Origin of the sequence: Microcoleus sp. MON1_C5, assembly GCF_036701875.1 — a bacterium.
GTDB lineage: Bacteria > Cyanobacteriota > Cyanobacteriia > Cyanobacteriales > Microcoleaceae > Microcoleus.
On record NZ_JAUBRN010000087.1, the window covers coordinates 1 to 17818 of the forward strand.

The window sequence follows — 17818 nt, forward strand, 5'->3', positions numbered from 1 at the left end:
ATCAGTTGACGTGCCATAACTCATCACCTCTCAACATTATCTTTATTCTATGCAACTTCATGTAAAATTGGTATAAGTGCTTTGTATTAGCATTTCTACAGTAGGAAATCATCCAAACGATTGCTCAACCAGCTCCAAGGCATAATACTCCTCTGATAAACTCCATTTCTAGACATCTATAAGGTTTAGGAATGGAGTTTTCAGTAGCTCAAATCCACTGGGTCACGTCTACAGCAAGCAGCTCCAAGTGCTACTGCTCCTACTACAGCTAACGGGACTTAAACAATGAAATAAGAATAGATAGCTTATAATTTATAGAGGATAGTGCTTTTTACGTCAAGCTACACTCCTGAAAAAAAACCACGCCCGACGCCATGCCCCCATGCTTTGAGAACAGCCATATCTTATAGATTTGTCCGTTGCGTGCAAAATAATGGTGACGTATTTGCCACACACATACCAAGTTTGGGCTTGAAATTTGTTTAAGTCCCGGCCCGTTTAGGGGCCTTAAAGTGTCTAAGTCCCAATAGGTGGGATAGTTCTGCTTCGTTAAAGTGCAATTAAATAAAAATAATGAATTAAAATGGTTGATTAAATAGGCTTGTTTCTATTAATTAATCTTCTCTCGCCCGATCGCCTGTTCCGTTTGTGGCTGTTTGACCGCAGGTGTCAAACAGCCACAAACTTTTCAATCCAACGATTTGGGGATTTTTCCAGATGTCTTTTCAATTAAACTGATCTTGTGGTAAAGAGATTTTCAGGAGATGGGAAAGAATGCTAATTCAAAAGCTAAATGCCTGCGACGAGTTTATTGCTGGCGACGGTACTCAACTGCGAGAATTACTGCATCCAGACAAACAAGCTGTGGATTTGCGTTACAGTTTAGCCCACGCCGCTTTGCCACCGGGACAAACTTCTGCGCTGCACTCCCTGACAACTTCTGAAGTTTACTACATCATCAGCGGCGTTGGAGAAATGCACATCGACGACGAAAATCAATTCGTGGAAGCCGGAGATGCAGTTTACATTCCGCCAAACGCCAAGCAGTTTATTTACAACTGTGGCACCGAGCCGCTAATATTTATTTGTATCGTCGATCCCGCGTGGCGAAAGGAAGACGAGACCATTTTCCAGTAATTTTCTAGTTTTTCTCCCTTTAGGCTCGTTACCCGGCTCTGCCCGGTAACGCCTATCTAGAAGCCTGCCTCTACTGAAAAAAACATCACAAACCGAAAATCTCTTTTAACAACAACAGCACCCAGCCATATGTACCGAGTGAATTCCTCTTTTTTAAACTTCGATGTGGAGTTGCAATAATCCTCGGATTCAGTTGCATTGCTCCCCTCTAATTAGTTGAGGAAGTATCAGCTTTGTTGGTGGGTGCTGCTATTGGTTTTTGATGAGACAGATGTGAGATTAAACAGCGGTTTTACTCCTTAGATTCTATTGTGAACTTCGCTGTGGTATCTAGATGTGGTATCTGTCAGAGAAGCTTTTTGTTCGCTTCATATTATTAATTTAGCACCTTCTTCTAGAAGCGCAAGTACCTGCAACTAAACTTTACATTTTTAGAAGTAACTGCGGATAATTATGAAGTTAAATTAAGCATTGAGCTTTCTAGCTGCTCAGCTAAAATAGTAGAGTTCGGCTGTGCTTGCTGCTGCGAGAAACGGCATAATATTTGTATGAAAACAACCAAACTCATCAAACTGTGCGCCTTATCGATCGGCATCTTCCTGCTGTGCAGCAGTGTAGTGACAGCGCAAACGACGGCTAACCCTCAACCTGGGCAAACTTACACTAACCAAGAGATTCTGCAACAGTTGGTAAAGGCAAAAGTCGTGTATCTGGGAGAAACCCACGATAGCGCGGAAGACCACCAAGCTCAACTGGCGATTATCCGAGAAATGCACCGGCAAAATCGGAAAATTGCGATCGCGATGGAAATGTTTCAGCGTCCCTTTCAAAGCGCGATCGACAACTACTTAGCAGGTAAACTGACTGAAGAGCAATTAGTCGAGCAAACAGAGTACGATCGCAGATGGCGTTTTCCCTGGGAATCTTACGCCCCCATTTTGCGGTTTGCCAAAGAAAATCAACTACCTGTCCTCGCCTTAAATACACCATCCGAAGTAACGAGAAAAGTTGCCAGTCAAGGTTTAGAAAGCCTCACAGCAGAGGAAAAAAAGCACATTCCCCCAATATCGGAAATTCGCACCGACAACGCCGAATATCGGCAACTGCTGCTAGAAGTTTTCCAGCAACACCAAAAGGCAGCACAGGGAAATAGTACGGGTTTTGAAAGATTCTTGCAAGCCCAAGTTTTGTGGGACGAAACTATGGCGGAAAAAATAGCTGAATTTGTCAAAGCAAACCCCGACTATCAAGTTGTCGTGTTGGTGGGGAAAGGACACATTATTTACGGTTACGGCATTCCCAGCCGCGTCGAGAGGCGTTTGGGGGTCGGGAATCTCAAAGTGCGATCGGTTTTATTCAATTCCATTGAAAATCTTCCTTTGTCCGCAGATAGACCCATTGCTGACTTTGTTTGGAATCACTCGAAATAGTACAATTATACGCGCAAGCAATAATCAGGAAAAAATCAATGACAAACAGACCAAAAATACTTGCATTTGCGGGGAGTACCCGCGAAGCATCCTATAACAAACTGCTGGTAAAAGTTGCGGCGGCTGGGGCTACGGCGGCGGGTGCAGAAGTTACATATTTAGATTTGCGCGATTTGCCGATGCCGCTATTTGACGAAGATTTAGAAGCAAAAGAGGGAATGCCAGAAAATGCCCGCAAATTGAAGGAATTGATGGTAGCGCATGACGGCTTTTTGATAGCTTCCCCTGAATATAACAGTTCAATTACGCCTGTGTTGAAAAATGCGATTGATTGGGTATCGCGCCCAGCACCGGGTGAACCGGGATTGGTGGCATTTACTGGCAAAGTAGCGGTAATTATGAGTGCTTCCCCAGGGGGAATGGGCGGTTTGCGGGGATTAGTGCATTTGCGATCGATCCTGGGGAATATTAACGTATTGGTACTCCCGGATCAGAAAGCAATTCCCCAAGCTTTTGAAGCATTTAATGCTGACGGTACGATGAAAGATCCCAAACAGCAGGACGCTGTTGAGAATCTCGGTGCTAAGTTGTCTAATGTGCTGTCGAAATTAATCGCCTGAAGCAATAAATTCATTTTGCAGTAGGGACACAGCAATGTTGTGTCCCAATCCCAGCATCTGTTATTGCGCTGGCTGCATCAAGTGCGATCGCCTCGCAAAATTGCTAAGATCGTAGTTGATTGCCTGTTATACTCAACCCCAAATTAACATGACATTCACCGGATATCCCGACTCAGCACCTGGTAAAACGAGTAGTCGCGCTTGAGAATTGCACTTAGAAAATCATCCGTCTGGTGAATCCCTGAAATTGTGCTATCGAGAGTAGTGCGATCGCAAACCGCATAATTTTCTGAGTTTCTTCCAAGGTTTATTCTTGTATCTTCCCACAGGCTAACTCTTCGACCTAGCCAATCTACCACTCATCTACTTTTTCCAACACCGCAGTAAATCTATTTACCCTTGTACCTCTACTTGAAAACGGGTATAATTTTATTTCTCAGATATAATAGCGAGTTCAAAACTTACCACAAATTGTACGAAACCGCATCACCCGATCGACGTAAAACAAAACCACCCGATCGCAGATTGGCAGAAATAGACGAGAGTAGGCATACTTGAACCATCGGTCATCGGTCGGTATATTTCTTCCAAACAGCACGGCAGGCGTGGGAGACTCCTCCGTCACGCCTGCCCTGCAGTTTTATTTAATAATTGTTCGATTTCCTACGGCATAGCTTCGCTTCACACAAATCACCCCATTTTTTTCTTTTTCCAAGCCTCCACAAACGGCAAAAACACCGACACCAACTCCTGCCGATTCATCACCAAAGTCGGATAAGAAGTCCTCCCGTAATTCTTCCCCACTTCCAGCGGAAAAATACCCTGGGATTCCAGCGGCAACCAAACCGCACCAGCAGCCTTCACAATTACCCAACTCCCGGCAATATCCCAAATTTTCGGCGTCGCTTCCACCCCTCCCAACACCGCACCCGAAGCCACAGTCAAAAAATTGTAACTAGCCATACCCAACATCCGAACTTTACTCGGAAGATGAGGCGCGATTCCCACACTCCGCGAACACAAATTAAAAAAATGATTTCCGCTCATTTTATCAGCACTCGGCCGAATTGGCTGCCCGTTTAAAAACGCACCTTGAGGCATATTGTCAAACACGCCGCCCGCCAAATCAGGTGCATAAAAACCGTGAAAAGACTGATTAATTGGCGGCAAATGCACGCAGCCAAAAACCGGAGTTCCGCGATACAACAAACCCAAAGAAATACCCCAAATCGGAATTCCCCTAGCAAAATTAGTTGTACCATCCAAAGGATCGACAATCCAGCACCATTCAGTATCGGGGAAAACCTGTTCTCCTTCCTCACTTAAAATCCCGTGAGTGGGAAAAGCAGATGCGATCGCACTTCTAATTTCTGCATCCGCCCAATTGTCAGACTGCGTAACCAAACTCCCATCATCCTTCTCATCCGCTTGTGCAGAACCGAAATCTTGCAACAACTGCTGCCCCACTCGATCGACAGTAACCCGTGCAAAACTTAAAATAGAATCCCAAAAATCTTTCATGAGTTATTAGTTATTGGTTATTAGTTATTGGAACTATTAACTGACAACTGCCAACTGCCAACTGGCAACTGACAAAACATCAGTCTAAGTCATTTTCAAGAATAGTTGCGATCGCACTTTTAGCATTATCCTGAAACTCCTCAACATCCACCCTACCCAACAACCAAACAGCCAGAATCATACCCACCGCCGGCACAGCAAACACCAACCCATAAGCCAACATCGGCACCCCAAACAAACTCCTGCCCAAATCCAAAATAGCACCGCCGCTAATCGTCGCCACACCCCGCGCCATCGCCTGCGACAAACCCCAAGCGCCAATAAAAGTGCCAGCAGTTTCTGCAGCAGTCAAATCCAACATCAAACTCAGCGCCCCCGTCGTAGTAATACCCGAAGCTAAACCAAACAACATTAAAGCCGACTTAAACACAATTGGATTTCCTGTAAATCCAGATAAAATAATTAAACCAAAACAAGCAGCCACCGACAAACATCCCAACCTAATCGTATTTTGCTTGCCGAGGCGCGGTACAATAAAAAAACCAGTGGTAGCCAAACCGATCAGAGTACCAGTACCGTAAATAGCATTCAACCGAGTAGTTTCCGAAATCGCCATCTTAAAAATTTCCCCGCCGTAAGGTTCCAAAACCGCATCCTGCATAAACAAGCAAATTGTCATAACCAGCAGGAAAGTAAAAAACAAACCGGTTTGGCGACTAGCAGTCAAAATCCGCAGCGCACTTCCCAGAGTAATTTTATCTTCTCGATTCACTGCGGACGATCGCACTTTGTACCGCGAATACTTTTTCTCAACGCCAAAAGTCGCAATCCCCACCAACAGCAAAACAAGCGCCGGCACCTTCACAAACAAACCATTAATCGAAGCCTGCAAAACTTCCCGTGGCACATCCCCATCAATTTGCTTCAGCAAACCGCTGCTAATAATCGCCCCGATAATAATACCAACCATCAGCATCGACCACACCACACCCACCAACTTCGATCGATCCTCCTCATCGGAAACATCCACCAACAAAGCAGCAAAAGGAGTCGAACTCGAACAAATAGCAATACCGTAAAGCGCAAAAATCAAACCCAACAAACCCACCCAACCGTAAGTAGGAGTCGTCCAACCCACAGCCTCCAAACTGCTGCCCAAGCGCCACATCACCTGTACCGCCAAAAAAGCAGAAATCACAAACAAAACGCTTCCTACCCACACATAACCTGTGCGGTGATGGCCAAACAAAGGCCTAGCATCAGACATTTGCCCGAACCACACCCTAGCCGGCGCGACAAACTGGTGCATCGCCAGCGTACCAGCCACCACAGTAGCCGGAATCGCCAACTCCTTAATCATGATGCGATTGAGCACCCCCAGCGTCAAAATCGACATCATGCCCAATCCCATCTGAAACAAACCCAACCGGAACATAGTCAGGAGGGAAACTCTTTTGATGGCAGGAGTCGCGGAATCTGTTAATCTTGAATCTGGCAAACGGTCGATCGACATAGCTATTCAAATAAACACAGCATTTGCATTTATAGTAACTGACATACTCGCCACCAGCCGCGTTTCCTCCCCCGGCTAGAAGCTCGATCGCGACTATTTATAGAAAAATAATAGACAATAAAGAATTGTGGATTTACCAACCGTGACAACCATTACCCTAGGACAAAATGGCCCAGCCGTCATTCCCCTGTGCGTCGGAACTTGGGCTTGGGGCGACAAACTATTTTGGAACTACGGCAGCAACTACGGCGCCGCCGAAGTCGAAGCAGCATTCAAAACATCCCTAGACAGCGGAGTCAACTTTTTCGACACAGCCGAAGTCTACGGTAACGGCTTGTCAGAAGAATTACTGGGGCAGTTTCTCAAAAAAACCACCCAACCCGTGCAAATAGCCACCAAATTCGGCCCCGTACCTTGGCGGATTACAGGAAAATCAGTTTCCGACGCTTTGAGTGCCAGCTTAAAACGCTTGCAAGTAGAACAAATAGCCCTCTACCAAGTTCACTGGCCCTTCACTTTTTTACTGAGTCAAGAAACCCTGATGAACGCGTTAGCGGATGAAGTAAAACAAGGCAGAATTCAAGCAGTAGGAGTCAGCAACTATTCAGTAGAACAGATGCGGCAAGCCCACAAAATACTAGCAGCAAGAGGCGTTCCCCTAGCAACAAATCAAGTGCGTTACTCCTTGCTGTCGCGGCAAGTAGAAAAACAAGGAATTGTGAGTGCAGCCCGCGAATTGGGAGTCACAATTTTAGCGTACAGCCCCTTAGCCCAAGGATTGCTTACCGGCAAATACACAGCCCAAGAACAACCTACAGGAGCCCGCAAAATGGACTCCCGCTTCAGTAAAAGCGGCATCGAAAAAATTGAATTAGTCATGTCCACCCTGCGAAAAATGGGCAGAAAGCGCGATCGCACGCCCGCCCAAGTAGCCCTAAACTGGTTGATATGCCAAAACGGAGTCATCCCCATTCCCGGTGCCAAAACCGCAAAACAAGCCCAAGAAAACGCCGGCGCATTAGGCTGGACTTTAAGCCAAGATGAAGTCAACCAACTAGAACTAATGACTCGTCCCTGGCTAGAATAAATTTGTTAATTGTTCACAGTTCACTCTTGAATGTTGAGTGTAAATATCCTGTAGGTTGGACCCGTAGAATGAAACCCAAGTTCTACCCAACCTACAGTTCATTTTTCTCTTCCCTCTTCCCTCTTCCTTCTTCCTTCTTCCTTCTTCCTTTGTCTTACTATGAAAATCTTAACTGACTGGGGTTTCACTCGCGAAGGCTGGCGCAAAAACAGCCGCGGCGAATATTTAGTTTTGCTTCAAGGAGGATTGCTCACAGGATTTGTAATCTTACCAGTTTATCAACTGCCCGGATTAAAAATTCAATCAACCCACTTACTTTATATTATCTGGTTTATAGCCAGTATTCTCGGCTTAACCGGATTAATTTTCATCATCAAAGCATTGATAGACTTAGGAAAAAACCTCACCCCTTTACCGTATCCCAGAGAAGACGGAGAATTAGTCCAAACAGGCATTTACGGAATAGTGCGGCATCCATTATACAGCGGCTTAATTTTAGCAGCCCTCGGCTGGACACTTTTTCAAATGAGCATATCCCACTTAATAGTCAGCGCACTATTAATAATACTTTTCGAGCTCAAAGCCAAGCGAGAAGAAACCTGGTTAACCAAAAAATATCCAGCCTATTCAGAGTACCGCCAGCGAGTAAAAAAACTAATTCCGGGCATTTATTAAAAGTTGGATAGCCCGTAGTGTGCGATCGCAAATGAATCAGTTTAGATTTCGGTATTGTTTTTACCTGAGTCTAGATCCCCTTCGCATCCCCCTTAAAAAGACCCACTTTGAGCTACTTTTCGAGCAATCGTTCTCTAACATACTCGGCAATCGCAGGTTGTAGCATTAAACTTGTTGATGCGGTATAATTAAGCGATCGCTCATCGAAAATGAGCGATCGATCTGCCAGCGCCTGCAATGCTTCCATCAGTTGTCGGCCCGAAACTTGGGGTAAAATTTCTGCTTTTAAATTCGCAGGAGTTGCTCTTTCTTGATTAATTGCAATCCCATACATAATTTGTTGTTGCAAAGGAGACAAGCGATCGAACTGGCAATCGAGCAAATCCCACAAATCGCTAAAAACAGTATTTCCTTGCGCTAAAAATGCGTCAATGTCACCGCTAAAAATAGTTTTAATCGTAGTTGCAGCAAGTTTGATTGCGAGGGGATTACCACCAAAATGGTTGACAAGATTTTGACACTGCCATAGCGTTGCTTTTAATCCTTTATCGGCGAGGATTTTCTGGCATACGGGCGGTGAAACTCCGAAGAGTTGGAGCGATCGCACGGGTAAATTTTCGCCCGATCGCAGGGCAAATCCGCGCGGTTGTTCCCTTCCGGTTAAAATCAGACAACTTTGGTGGGGTTCGTCAGCAATGCGGGCAAATAACAGTCCGTAATCTTCATAGCCTTGTTGGTATTGTCCGCTGCGATTTCCCCCTTGCAAAATAGATTCCAGATTGTCGAGAATTAACAAACAGCGTTTTTGCCGCAACTGTTCCACGAGAGCGTTAATAGAGTAATTTTTGGCGGTTGATGAACCAGTTAAAATTGGTAAAATATCGCCGAGGATAGCATCTAATGGCGGTGCTTGCTGCAAACTCCGCCAAATTACAAATTCAAATTGAGATTGAAGTTGCTGGGCGAGTTTGACAGACAAAGAAGTTTTGCCGATACCGCCAAGTCCAAAAATCCCGATCGCGCGGGTAGAATTGCCGCTAATCCAAGTTTCTAAAGTTTCTAATTCCTGCAAGCGGTTGTAAAAATAGGAAACATCGATCGCTTCTCCCCAATCTTGGATGCAGTTATCTGGTGCGCTGCTGTGCTGGTAGCGGCGCAAGACTGCTTGAAGATTTTGCTTTGAGACTTTTTCACCGATGATTTGAGATAGAGTTTGCCACAATTTGGCACCGATGTGTTTAATAGAATCGGGTTCGTAAAGTAATCGAGCGGCTATTTCTTGATAAGAGTATCCTTCCCAAGCGTACAGAATAACGCGGGATTGAATGTCATTGAGTTTTAGCTTTTTGTTTGCCGATTGTAACAGATGATCGACTAGGGCGATCGCCTCTTGTGGTGTCATAGTTTGTCATTTTGACTTATTCAGTAGATTTACCGATTATTCTGAGTGCGGGTTGTTTTTCAGGAGAGAAAACAAATTTACTGAATTAACCGCAAGCTAGTCCATTTTATATTCGGCGTTTGAAACCGCTACGATACAAACAAAGTCGGCGCAACGCCCGACTAAGAAATAAGAGGGGTATTAAACCCGGATTTGGGATGAGGTCAATTCTCAAATCTCAAATCGATCGAGTGAATTTACGCAAGTTTACAAAAGCCTGTCACTTTTTCTCACCGGCAGGGCGATCGGAGTAGTTTATTCTTTGAATTAAGGCAGAGCAAAAGCTATCAGACTGTTCGGAGTTAAACCGCAAATGTGCGGGAGCGACCAACTAGGAAGATTATTGTAACGTATCTGCGACACCATGATTAGAGAGAGGTAATTAAATTCATGGCTGACCTTATAATCGCTATCCGTACAGGAGATGTCAATAAGGCTGGAACGGATTTTGATGTGGATATAAAACTTGTCTACTCCGATGGCACCCAATCCAATTGGAAAACATTGGATAACGCTGGAGACGATCGCGAGAGAGGAGATCTGAACGTCTATCGAGTGGATGGAGGTTCAGGTGAAGTTGCCGAACTGTCAATGCGTGTAAAGCATGAGTCAGCACATATAAATAAAGATGTGAGCTATGACGCTTGGTACTTGTCCTGGATTGCTGTTAGTAGAACTAACCTATCTGGTAAACAGCTTTTCTATAGACCTAATAGGTGGGTGGAGGTTGCTCAAGGCGATCCCAACTGGCATGACGTGGGTCTCGGTAGTCCAGACTTGTCTATTCCTGGAGGAGTAATTCTTGAGATTACCAATGCAGTTGGAGCCATTTTTAGCTAGTTGTAGATTACAAGCAGCCTAACATTCGCTTGGAGCGGACTGACAAAAGACATTAGTACATTGCGAAGGTTGTTTGCAGCCGCTCAAGAGTTGAGCTGTCACAGCAGCCTGCGCGTTTGTAAAATCTGATTGGCTCCATCAGTTCGATCGCCTGCAGTACACCAAACTGCTAGCTATTAGAGTAGTGATCGCACCTCACCCCTTCATATCCGCACCAAATAACGGGAAATGAAGGTTGCAGGTGCGATCACTGTTTCCTCTAAATCAACAATTTACTAACTTACAAACCTTTACAAAAGCCTGTCACTTTTTCTCACAGACAGGGCGAGCGGAATGATTTATTCTTTGAATAATTAAGGCAGAAAACAAGCAGATACTTGGGAAGGGGGCGCAGATAATAGGCTCAATAATGTTCGACCCACTTTACGGCGAACGCGATCGCACTGAGCATACAATAAAGAAAACTTCTGACTATTATTTTCCTGCTATCCCTATGAGCACTGAAGCCCTCAAGCAAGGCTTAGAGCAATTGACCCGCAATTAACTCAAGGAAGTAGCTGACTTTATTGCCTTTTTGAAGTTTCGCGATCGGCGTCGTCGAGCTATCCTCGATCCAATCCAACTGGCTGCCCTATTTACGGAATTTGCCGATGAAGACCGTGCCCTTGCTGAAGCAGGCATGAACGACTATGCAGCAATACTCCATCAGGAAGACTAACCATGACCAATCCGCTGAAACGGGGTGAATTTTGGTTGGCTGACCTCAATCCGACCCAAAGTTCTGAACAAGCAGGCACTGGCCCCGTCATCATCTTCCAAAATGACCTTGTTTCCCAGTTCTCAACCACGACCATTGCCATTCCCATTACCACGAACCAACGCCGTGCGGCCTTGCCCATAGGCTTACCGATCGACCAGCGTAATGGTGGGTTGAGCCAAGATTCTGTCGCCCTGTGTTTTCAGATGCGTGTGTGAGATAAAACTCGTTTGATTCGGAAGATTGGACAACTGAGTCCCGATATAATTTCTCAATTGGAAGACGTAGTTTTGCTAACCTTGGGATATGAGTCATGAATGAGGTACAGCAGAGAATCCAAGGGAGATAACAGCACCACTGCTTAACAGACTACGTGAATATCTCTCAACGATCGCCCTCATTTGCTCCATCAGCGCGATCGCCCGCAGTACACCAAGCTGCTAGCTATTAGAATAGCGATCGCACCTCATCACTTCTTCATATCCTCACCAAATAACGGGAAATAAAAGTTAGAAGTGCGATCGCTCTTTCCTCTCGATCGACAACAAGTGAATAAATAGTTAAGTGTATGACACAAGAAATGCTTGAAAAAATGGAGAGTCAAACCAATAGATGGCATCGATCGGCCGTAATATTGCACTCTATTTCTGTAACTTTAGGAGTCACTTCGGTACTCTCCTCATTAATTGTCGCTACCTTTATCGACGAACTAGGAAGTTTCAGGACAAAAGTTTTTGCGGGACTAAGCGCAGCTTCAGTGGCTATCCTTGAGACGACCGGTGTTGGACGAAAAGGTAATGGATTTCGTCAAGCGCAAAGACACTTAAAAGCCGAAACAATTAGATTTCGTGAAGGTGAAAGTTCTGTTAAAGATTTAACCCAAGCTTTTACAGAAGCAGAACTGATGATAGGAGATTTAGTAATTAAAATGCCATCCACATCCGATGCGGAACAAAAATGATACTTACAAGTAAAACTCTACATTTGAGCGATCGCAGTGGCTTTTCTCATCGGCAGGGCGATCGAGTTGGTTGATTCTTTGAATTAAGAAGGTTGCAAGTACGTGAAGCGAAGCTATCCCGAACGTGCGTGCCTTCGGTGAAGGGTAGGGAATCGCCCTTTCCCCTAATTCAACAATTGACCAATTTACAAAGATTTACAAAAATCGGTCACTTTTTATCACCGACAGGACGATCGGGGTGGTTTATTCTTCAGTAAATTTCAGCAGCAATAACTACACGAAGATGAATGAATTTGCATCCTCATCAAATGAAGGAGTAGCACCACAACTTCCTGTTTCTGCAACCGATACATCGTCAGATGCTTCTTCCCCAGTTAATGAGGAGGAGATTCTGACGCTGGCGAATGCTCTTGCTGGTGAAGCAGATACATCGTCGGCTGCCGCTGCGTTTTCCTCTGTGGCAGGTGTCTTGGGTGGTTTCAGCATAACAATTGTGGTGTTAGCTTTAACTCCTGGTACAATAGAAAGCAACAGCGGCAAAGACTGGGTTGTGGGCTTGGTTCTACTTTCTGCAGGACTCTATATTTATTCGGCTGGCATTTTTGCTAATTCCATTAGTTTTGCAGCTAAAAAAACTAAATATAGAGTGTTTAATGTTGCCCTTGTACTTTTTCATTTGTCCAACCTGCTGTTGTCGCTCGGATTACTCCTGCTTGCTTTTCAGTTTCCTTTAAATATCACAAGAATTGCAGCCACTATAATTGCGTTTTTTGCACTTCTAGTTGTGTTATCTAATATTGGTCGTAAAATATTGCCGTTTGTAGGTGCCTCAATATTTGCCATATTATTTGCCATATTAGCGTATATATGGAGATCGCTAATGGCAGGAATAAGTAGCTAGTAGAAAGTGTGGCAGCATAACAATTTGCAACGTTCAAATTAAACCGAAAGGTGAAGCTATGCAAGCCAAACTTCAGAACTTTACCTCGCTGATGCCGAAATCATTTTAGGACGCTTGCCCGAGCGAATTCAAGCCGCTCTAATTGCTCGTGCTGCTTGAAATTGAATACCCGATCGAACCTGTTATTGAGATTCGCTCGCCAGTTTTATCGACACAGAGGCATTAGGTTTCGTAGATTGCAAACCAGCACGCGGCCAGTAAAATTGTAAAATCTTTTAGGATGCCGATCGCACCTCGTCACTCCTTCATCTCCTCACCAAATAACGGAAATAAAGGTGAAGAGTACGCGCGTGCGAAGCTATCTTCCCGTAGGGGTTCCCGAAGGGTAGGGAATCGCTCTTTCCCCTGACTGATGACTCATGACAGCTTTCTTGTCAACTGTCAACTGACTTTCATTCGTGCGGCGTACCGTCAGGCATCACCGCACCCTTTAAATTCGCCCCTTCTAAATTAGTATCCAACAGCAAAGCGTTCCTCAAATTAGCGCCCTTCAAATTAGCACCTTCCAGATTTGCCATCCACAGATTAGCCCCCTCCAAATTCGCCCCCTCCAAGTCAGCAGTTACCAAAAAAACACCTTTCATAAAAGCACCTCTTAAGTTAGCATTTCTCAAATTACTCCCTCCCAAATAAGCATCCTCTAAAAACGCATTTTCTAGATTGCTTCCCTCGAAATTTGCCCCTGCCAAATTGCTGCTTATCAGGTAAACCCCAGCCAAATTTGCCTGTTTCAAGTTAGCACTTACCAAATGCGCGCTCCACAAATTGGCATCTTTTAGGTTGGCTTTTTCTAAATTGACGCCTTCCAGAAAAACTTCGCTCAAATTCGCCCCGGAAAGATTGCAACCTTGACATTCCCTCGCTGTCAGCAATTGCCGGACTTGATGCTTGACTGACGAACGGTTCGCTGCGACAATTATTAAACCTGTAGTTGCTAAGGCAATAATACTAAAAGTTACCAGCCAGAGCGCACTTACAATCTTCTTTTGTCCCGCCCGTCGAAACATCCGCTTGCAGCCCCTAAAAATATTTGGATAATTGTTCGTATTTATAACCTAGTTCCTTCCTTCCCCTGCCCCTATGAAAAAACAGTTAAAATTTAAATTACTCGCGATCGCACTTATTGTAAGCTTAGCAATAATCGGTGTCGGATGCGATCGCCTTTTCAAAAAACCCTTTCAACTTCCCGCCTCAGCCAAACAAGAACCCTGGCCAATTCAAACAGGCCTCCGAGCAGCCATCCTCCGTGACAACATACCAACAGTCAACCGCGTAGTTTTAGTACCCGACGAAGCCACCTTCTTAGCAGCAATCCAAAAATGGAATCTCAAAGGAAACTGGCCTATTCTCATCGAAGACAAAAAATATACGCCGATGTTTTTGCAGCGCTTTCAACCCGAAGAAATAGTGCGTTTGCCAAGCATCAAACAGCAACTGCCAAAAAATCAAAAACTCCAACAATTAATGCTGAACGCCTCAGCAGCAGCTTGGAATGCCACCGATACTCAAACTTTAAAAGCACAATGGAAGCAACTCGGCTGGGAACCCCCAGGAGTAGTAATCACATCAGAAAACGACCCGGCACGTTCTGCCGCAGTTGCCTTAGCAGCCGCTCACGGTCAACCTTTAGTCTTTCTAGAAGGCAACTTCGGAAAACCCAACGATACCCTCAATAACACACAGTGGAAAAGTCTGCAACTAGCAGTTACAAAAGCCGTCGAATCAACCGGATATTTTTACTCTCAACTTGCAGACCCGCTCGACACAATAACCATTGTACGCCAACTAGCAGTCAAATATCAATCTCCTGAAAAACCCGACGAACAACTAGCCGTTACAGACGGTTTGGGAAGACACCCCAACGGCGAACGCTGGGCGGCGGTCGGCTGGATTTACGGCTCGGAAGTACGATCGATCTATCAAGCCATGTGCGCCTTATTTCTTGATACCGAAACCGCAATGCTTTATGACAGTTACCCCAAGGAAGGAAATTGGGGAAAATATGAAATGGAGGAAGCAGCTAGCGGACTAAAAACCATAGGTTTGAATGTCGAAGTAGTGCAGAAACCAGAATCGAGCCTGGAAAAGTGGCGGAGTTTAGCCTCAAAACCGTGGACATTTGACTTAATATTAATGAATTCCAAAGGCTATCCCAAATCATTCCAAGTTGGCAACGGCGACGCTTCAGTTGAGGACATACCAAAACTCCTATTTCCCGCAGCAATCCACATGATCCACAGTTGGTCAGCAGCCGCCCCAGATGACAACAACACGGTTGCCGGAAGGTGGCTAGAAAATGGTGCTTACGCATATATTGGCAGCGTCAACGAACCTCTTTTATCTGCCTTTATTCCACCTAAATTAATGGTCGATCGCCTGAAGCGAGGCTCACCCTTTTTAATCGCAGCACGCCAGCTAGAATCCCCTCCCTGGAAAGTCGCCACCATCGGCGATCCGCTAATGTCGATCGCCAAACCCAGACCAAGAATTCCGCCCACTCAACAACCGATGTGATAGTAGGCGCGAGCGAGGGATTTAAAATTGGAGATTTGAGATTTGTGGTTGTAAGGTAAAATCTCAAATCGCCAATTCTTTAATTTTAAAGTTGTTTTTTACTGAGTTATATGATATTGGTAGTTCACTGATGCGATCTGCCTAACCACCCACAGGGTAAATATAGTTAATTAGCATTATCGCCAGAGTATATCTAAGTTTGAATGTAACTTAGCATACAATCACGCCAAATCCGCCGCTCCTCAGAATCAGTCATTCCACCCCAGTGGTCAGCCCAAAAAATTTCCCTAAAATAGGCCTTAATTAAGTTGTCAATTCCCGTAAAATAACTCAAAATGAAAATAAGAAATAAATTGTAATAATTATATAACTCCTCACGGAAGAATTAACCGCTAAATGAGAGCCACCCATCCTGTGGATCTGCCGCCACCCGGGCCAACCGCAGCAACTCCCCAAGCCTCCCGCCTAAGCCCGCTATTCAATCGCCTGCACCCGAGCCCAGAAACCCTCTTGCTCATCCTCTCCCTAGTCATCGGGGGAGTTACGGGCGCAGGCGTCGTCACGTTTCACTACCTCATCCACTTCATCCACAGCCTGATGCTGGAAGACTTCATGGGGGCGATCGCGTCGAAAGGCTCTTGGACGCTAGCCTGCATTCCCACCCTCGGCGGAGTCATCATCGGGCTGATGCGCTGGCGGTTTCGGGATTTTGGCCCGAATATGTCTTCCTTAATTGCAGCCACCCGCGGGCTGCAAGAACTCTCCCCCCTCAAACCCATCACCAAAATGGTGGCAGCCTCAGTTTCCCTCGGCACCGGCGCCTCCCTCGGCCCGGAAGCCCCCAGCGTCGAAATCGGCGCCAACTTCGGAATGCTGCTGGCTCAAGTCTTGCAGCTCTCCCCTGAACGGCAGCGCTTGCTCCTGGGCGCCGGAGCTGCTGCAGGTTTATCTGCCGGGTTTAACTCTCCCATCGCCGGAGTGTTCTTTGCCTTAGAAGTCGTGCTCGGCAGCACCTTCGCCACTTCCTCAGTCAGCGTTGTCTTGCTCTCCGCCGTAGTATCCGCGCTCATCGCTCAAATCTGCTTGGGAGCTCAGCCGGCCTTTTCTTTGCCGGTTTACGATGTCCGCAGCCCCCTAGAACTGCCTCTGTACATGGGATTGGGACTTTTGGCCAGCGGAGTGTCTCTAGCCTACACAGAAGCAATTCAATTGGCCGATCGCTGTTTTCAAGGAAAAATCCGAGGATTTGCTTGGCTCGGACGACTGCCCCGGCCGCTTCACCCGATCGTCGGCGGGGCCTGCGTCGGCTTAGTCGCCCTGCAATTGCCTCAAATTTTGGGTGTCGGCTACGAAACAGTCCAAGCAATGCTCCAAGATGTTAAATTTTCCTTGCCTTTGCTGCTGCTGCTGCTGTTTGTCAAACTGGCGATGACCGCAATCAGCCTCGGCAGCGGTTTAGTGGGCGGCATCTTCGCTCCGGCGATGTTTTTGGGAGCTTCCCTCGGTTCGGCTTACGGCCTCTTTTTGGAAATGCTGCCGGCAATGACCGATCGAGTCGCCGGTCCTCCCGCCTACGCCATGGTGGGAATGGCCGCCGTCCTCGCCGGCAGCGCCAGAGCGCCGCTGACAGCCATCCTGTTGATGTTTGAATTAACCCGCGATTATCGGATTGTCTTGCCTTTGATGGCAGCAGTCGGATTGAGCGTTTGGCTGGTGGAGTGGGTAAACCGCCGATCGACAGCTCACAGCCTCAACCTTCAGCAAATGGGCGTAGACGTGGCTCTCAATACACCGATCAAAGCCAGAGAACAGTTGCAGGATTGGGAAGATGTTCTGGGCGATCGCATCGTCACAGAACTGATTTCTTGCCAACTTCCGATCGACGGCGAACACAGTATCGAGGAGGCAGTGCTGGCTATGGCTAATGCACATTTACCAGAAGATGTCAAGCCTTTGCCTGAAACAAAATCAGCAGTCTGAGTGAGTTCGATTCCGGTTGCTTCCTCACCAAACTAATAGTCGAAAAGCACCCATCTGACAACCATGATATTTATCAACCCAAAAACCGATTACGCCTTCAAAAAAATCTTCGGTTCCTCAGAAAGCAAAGACATTCTGATTAGCTTTCTCAACGCTCTAATTTATGAAGGCAATCGCACCATCCAAGACTTAGAAATTATCAACCCAAATCTACCACCCAAACTTGAAGGCTTAAAAGATAGTTATCTAGATGTGAAAGCCAAACTTAGCGACGGCACTTTAGTAATTATTGAAATGCAGGTACTCATACCAATTTAATATGAAGCTGCATAGAATAAAGCTTCCAGAATGAAAGTGTAAGAAGATAGTGAACTCATTTCT

Annotated in this window: 17 protein-coding genes and 1 pseudogene; 12 read left to right on the forward strand and 6 right to left on the reverse strand. The window is 45.8% G+C overall.

Features of this window, described 5'->3' with window-relative positions:
• Positions 1–774 precede the first annotated feature (774 nt).
• The 3 genes from QUA71_RS26860 to QUA71_RS26870 all read left to right on the forward strand — a co-directional run bounded on the left by QUA71_RS26860 (position 775) and on the right by QUA71_RS26870 (position 3187).
• Complete coding sequence (locus QUA71_RS26860) at positions 775–1137, forward strand: cupin domain-containing protein (protein ID WP_333289783.1); 363 nt, start codon at positions 775–777, stop codon at positions 1135–1137.
• Positions 1138–1685: 548 nt separating this feature from the next.
• Complete coding sequence (locus QUA71_RS26865) at positions 1686–2567, forward strand: ChaN family lipoprotein (RefSeq protein WP_333289785.1); 882 nt, start codon at positions 1686–1688, stop codon at positions 2565–2567.
• Positions 2568–2605: 38 nt separating this feature from the next.
• Entirely contained in the window at positions 2606–3187 is a 582-nt protein-coding gene (locus QUA71_RS26870; protein ID WP_333289787.1) for an NAD(P)H-dependent oxidoreductase, read from the forward strand.
• A gap of 155 nt (positions 3188–3342) precedes the next feature.
• Here QUA71_RS26870 and QUA71_RS26875 read toward each other — a convergent pair whose 3' ends face one another.
• The 4 genes from QUA71_RS26875 to QUA71_RS26890 all read right to left on the reverse strand — a co-directional run bounded on the left by QUA71_RS26875 (position 3343) and on the right by QUA71_RS26890 (position 6221).
• Positions 3343–3546, reverse strand: a complete 204-nt coding sequence (locus QUA71_RS26875; RefSeq protein ID WP_333289788.1) for a hypothetical protein — start codon at positions 3544–3546, stop codon at positions 3343–3345.
• 95 nt (positions 3547–3641) lie between these two features.
• Positions 3642–3812, reverse strand: a complete 171-nt coding sequence (locus QUA71_RS26880; RefSeq protein WP_333289790.1) for a hypothetical protein — start codon at positions 3810–3812, stop codon at positions 3642–3644.
• 65 nt (positions 3813–3877) lie between these two features.
• The gene (locus tag QUA71_RS26885; RefSeq protein ID WP_333289792.1) at positions 3878–4708 is read right to left on the reverse strand and encodes an inositol monophosphatase family protein; all 831 of its coding nucleotides are present in this window, start codon (positions 4706–4708) and stop codon (positions 3878–3880) included.
• Between the two features lie 79 nt (positions 4709–4787).
• Positions 4788–6221: a BCD family MFS transporter gene (locus QUA71_RS26890; protein WP_333289794.1), complete on the reverse strand. Its 1434-nt coding sequence runs from the start codon at positions 6219–6221 to the stop codon at positions 4788–4790.
• 142 nt (positions 6222–6363) lie between these two features.
• On the opposite strand from QUA71_RS26890, the gene QUA71_RS26895 reads away from it, so the two are divergent.
• Together QUA71_RS26895 and QUA71_RS26900 are read left to right on the forward strand one after the other, a co-directional pair.
• Positions 6364–7308, forward strand: coding sequence for an aldo/keto reductase (locus QUA71_RS26895; RefSeq protein WP_333289813.1), 945 nt, complete (start codon positions 6364–6366; stop codon positions 7306–7308).
• Positions 7309–7467: 159 nt separating this feature from the next.
• Positions 7468–7983 carry an isoprenylcysteine carboxylmethyltransferase family protein gene (locus tag QUA71_RS26900; RefSeq protein ID WP_333289796.1) on the forward strand — a complete coding sequence of 172 codons (516 nt, stop codon included), beginning with the start codon at positions 7468–7470 and terminating at the stop codon, positions 7981–7983.
• A 112-nt stretch (positions 7984–8095) separates the two neighbouring features.
• On the opposite strand, the gene QUA71_RS26905 is transcribed toward QUA71_RS26900, so the two are convergent.
• Complete coding sequence (locus tag QUA71_RS26905) at positions 8096–9385, reverse strand: NB-ARC domain-containing protein (protein ID WP_333289798.1); 1290 nt, start codon at positions 9383–9385, stop codon at positions 8096–8098.
• A 429-nt stretch (positions 9386–9814) separates the two neighbouring features.
• Here QUA71_RS26905 and QUA71_RS26910 point away from each other — a divergent pair, with 429 nt between their 5' ends.
• The 4 genes from QUA71_RS26910 (at position 9815) to QUA71_RS26925 (ending at position 12883) form a co-directional block, all read left to right on the forward strand.
• Complete coding sequence (locus QUA71_RS26910; RefSeq protein WP_333289799.1) at positions 9815–10264, forward strand: PLAT/LH2 domain-containing protein; 450 nt, start codon at positions 9815–9817, stop codon at positions 10262–10264.
• Between the two features lie 720 nt (positions 10265–10984).
• Positions 10985–11239, forward strand: a complete 255-nt coding sequence (locus QUA71_RS26915) for a type II toxin-antitoxin system PemK/MazF family toxin (protein WP_333289801.1) — start codon at positions 10985–10987, stop codon at positions 11237–11239.
• Between the two features lie 350 nt (positions 11240–11589).
• Complete coding sequence (locus QUA71_RS26920) at positions 11590–11982, forward strand: hypothetical protein (protein ID WP_333289803.1); 393 nt, start codon at positions 11590–11592, stop codon at positions 11980–11982.
• Between the two features lie 283 nt (positions 11983–12265).
• The gene (locus QUA71_RS26925; RefSeq protein ID WP_333289805.1) at positions 12266–12883 is read left to right on the forward strand and encodes a hypothetical protein; all 618 of its coding nucleotides are present in this window, start codon (positions 12266–12268) and stop codon (positions 12881–12883) included.
• A gap of 452 nt (positions 12884–13335) precedes the next feature.
• On the opposite strand, the gene QUA71_RS26930 is transcribed toward QUA71_RS26925, so the two are convergent.
• Complete coding sequence (locus tag QUA71_RS26930) at positions 13336–13950, reverse strand: pentapeptide repeat-containing protein (protein WP_333289807.1); 615 nt, start codon at positions 13948–13950, stop codon at positions 13336–13338.
• A gap of 73 nt (positions 13951–14023) precedes the next feature.
• On the opposite strand from QUA71_RS26930, the gene QUA71_RS26935 reads away from it, so the two are divergent.
• From QUA71_RS26935 to QUA71_RS26945, 3 genes and pseudogenes are all read left to right on the forward strand, one after another.
• Positions 14024–15457: a hypothetical protein gene (locus QUA71_RS26935; protein WP_333289809.1), complete on the forward strand. Its 1434-nt coding sequence runs from the start codon at positions 14024–14026 to the stop codon at positions 15455–15457.
• Positions 15458–15853: 396 nt separating this feature from the next.
• Positions 15854–17437: a chloride channel protein gene (locus tag QUA71_RS26940; RefSeq protein ID WP_333289811.1), complete on the forward strand. Its 1584-nt coding sequence runs from the start codon at positions 15854–15856 to the stop codon at positions 17435–17437.
• A gap of 63 nt (positions 17438–17500) precedes the next feature.
• Positions 17501–17743: pseudogene (locus QUA71_RS26945) on the forward strand (Rpn family recombination-promoting nuclease/putative transposase); the annotation flags it as partial.
• Between the last annotated feature and the right edge of the window lie 75 nt (positions 17744–17818).

Bases quoted from the DNA above. Each gene is read 5' to 3' on its own strand.
- QUA71_RS26860 (WP_333289783.1), top strand. From the start codon at position 775: ATGCTAATTCAAAAGCTAAATGCCTGCGACGAGTTTATTGCTGGCGAC.
- QUA71_RS26865 (WP_333289785.1), top strand. From the start codon at position 1,686: ATGAAAACAACCAAACTCATCAAACTGTGCGCCTTATCGATCGGCATC.
- QUA71_RS26870 (WP_333289787.1), top strand. From the start codon at position 2,606: ATGACAAACAGACCAAAAATACTTGCATTTGCGGGGAGTACCCGCGAA.
- QUA71_RS26885 (WP_333289792.1), bottom strand. From the start codon at position 4,708: ATGAAAGATTTTTGGGATTCTATTTTAAGTTTTGCACGGGTTACTGTC.
- QUA71_RS26890 (WP_333289794.1), bottom strand. From the start codon at position 6,221: ATGTCGATCGACCGTTTGCCAGATTCAAGATTAACAGATTCCGCGACT.
- QUA71_RS26900 (WP_333289796.1), top strand. From the start codon at position 7,468: ATGAAAATCTTAACTGACTGGGGTTTCACTCGCGAAGGCTGGCGCAAA.
- QUA71_RS26905 (WP_333289798.1), bottom strand. From the start codon at position 9,385: ATGACACCACAAGAGGCGATCGCCCTAGTCGATCATCTGTTACAATCG.
- QUA71_RS26910 (WP_333289799.1), top strand. From the start codon at position 9,815: ATGGCTGACCTTATAATCGCTATCCGTACAGGAGATGTCAATAAGGCT.
- QUA71_RS26915 (WP_333289801.1), top strand. From the start codon at position 10,985: ATGACCAATCCGCTGAAACGGGGTGAATTTTGGTTGGCTGACCTCAAT.
- QUA71_RS26920 (WP_333289803.1), top strand. From the start codon at position 11,590: ATGACACAAGAAATGCTTGAAAAAATGGAGAGTCAAACCAATAGATGG.
- QUA71_RS26925 (WP_333289805.1), top strand. From the start codon at position 12,266: ATGAATGAATTTGCATCCTCATCAAATGAAGGAGTAGCACCACAACTT.
- QUA71_RS26930 (WP_333289807.1), bottom strand. From the start codon at position 13,950: ATGTTTCGACGGGCGGGACAAAAGAAGATTGTAAGTGCGCTCTGGCTG.
- QUA71_RS26935 (WP_333289809.1), top strand. From the start codon at position 14,024: ATGAAAAAACAGTTAAAATTTAAATTACTCGCGATCGCACTTATTGTA.
- QUA71_RS26940 (WP_333289811.1), top strand. From the start codon at position 15,854: ATGAGAGCCACCCATCCTGTGGATCTGCCGCCACCCGGGCCAACCGCA.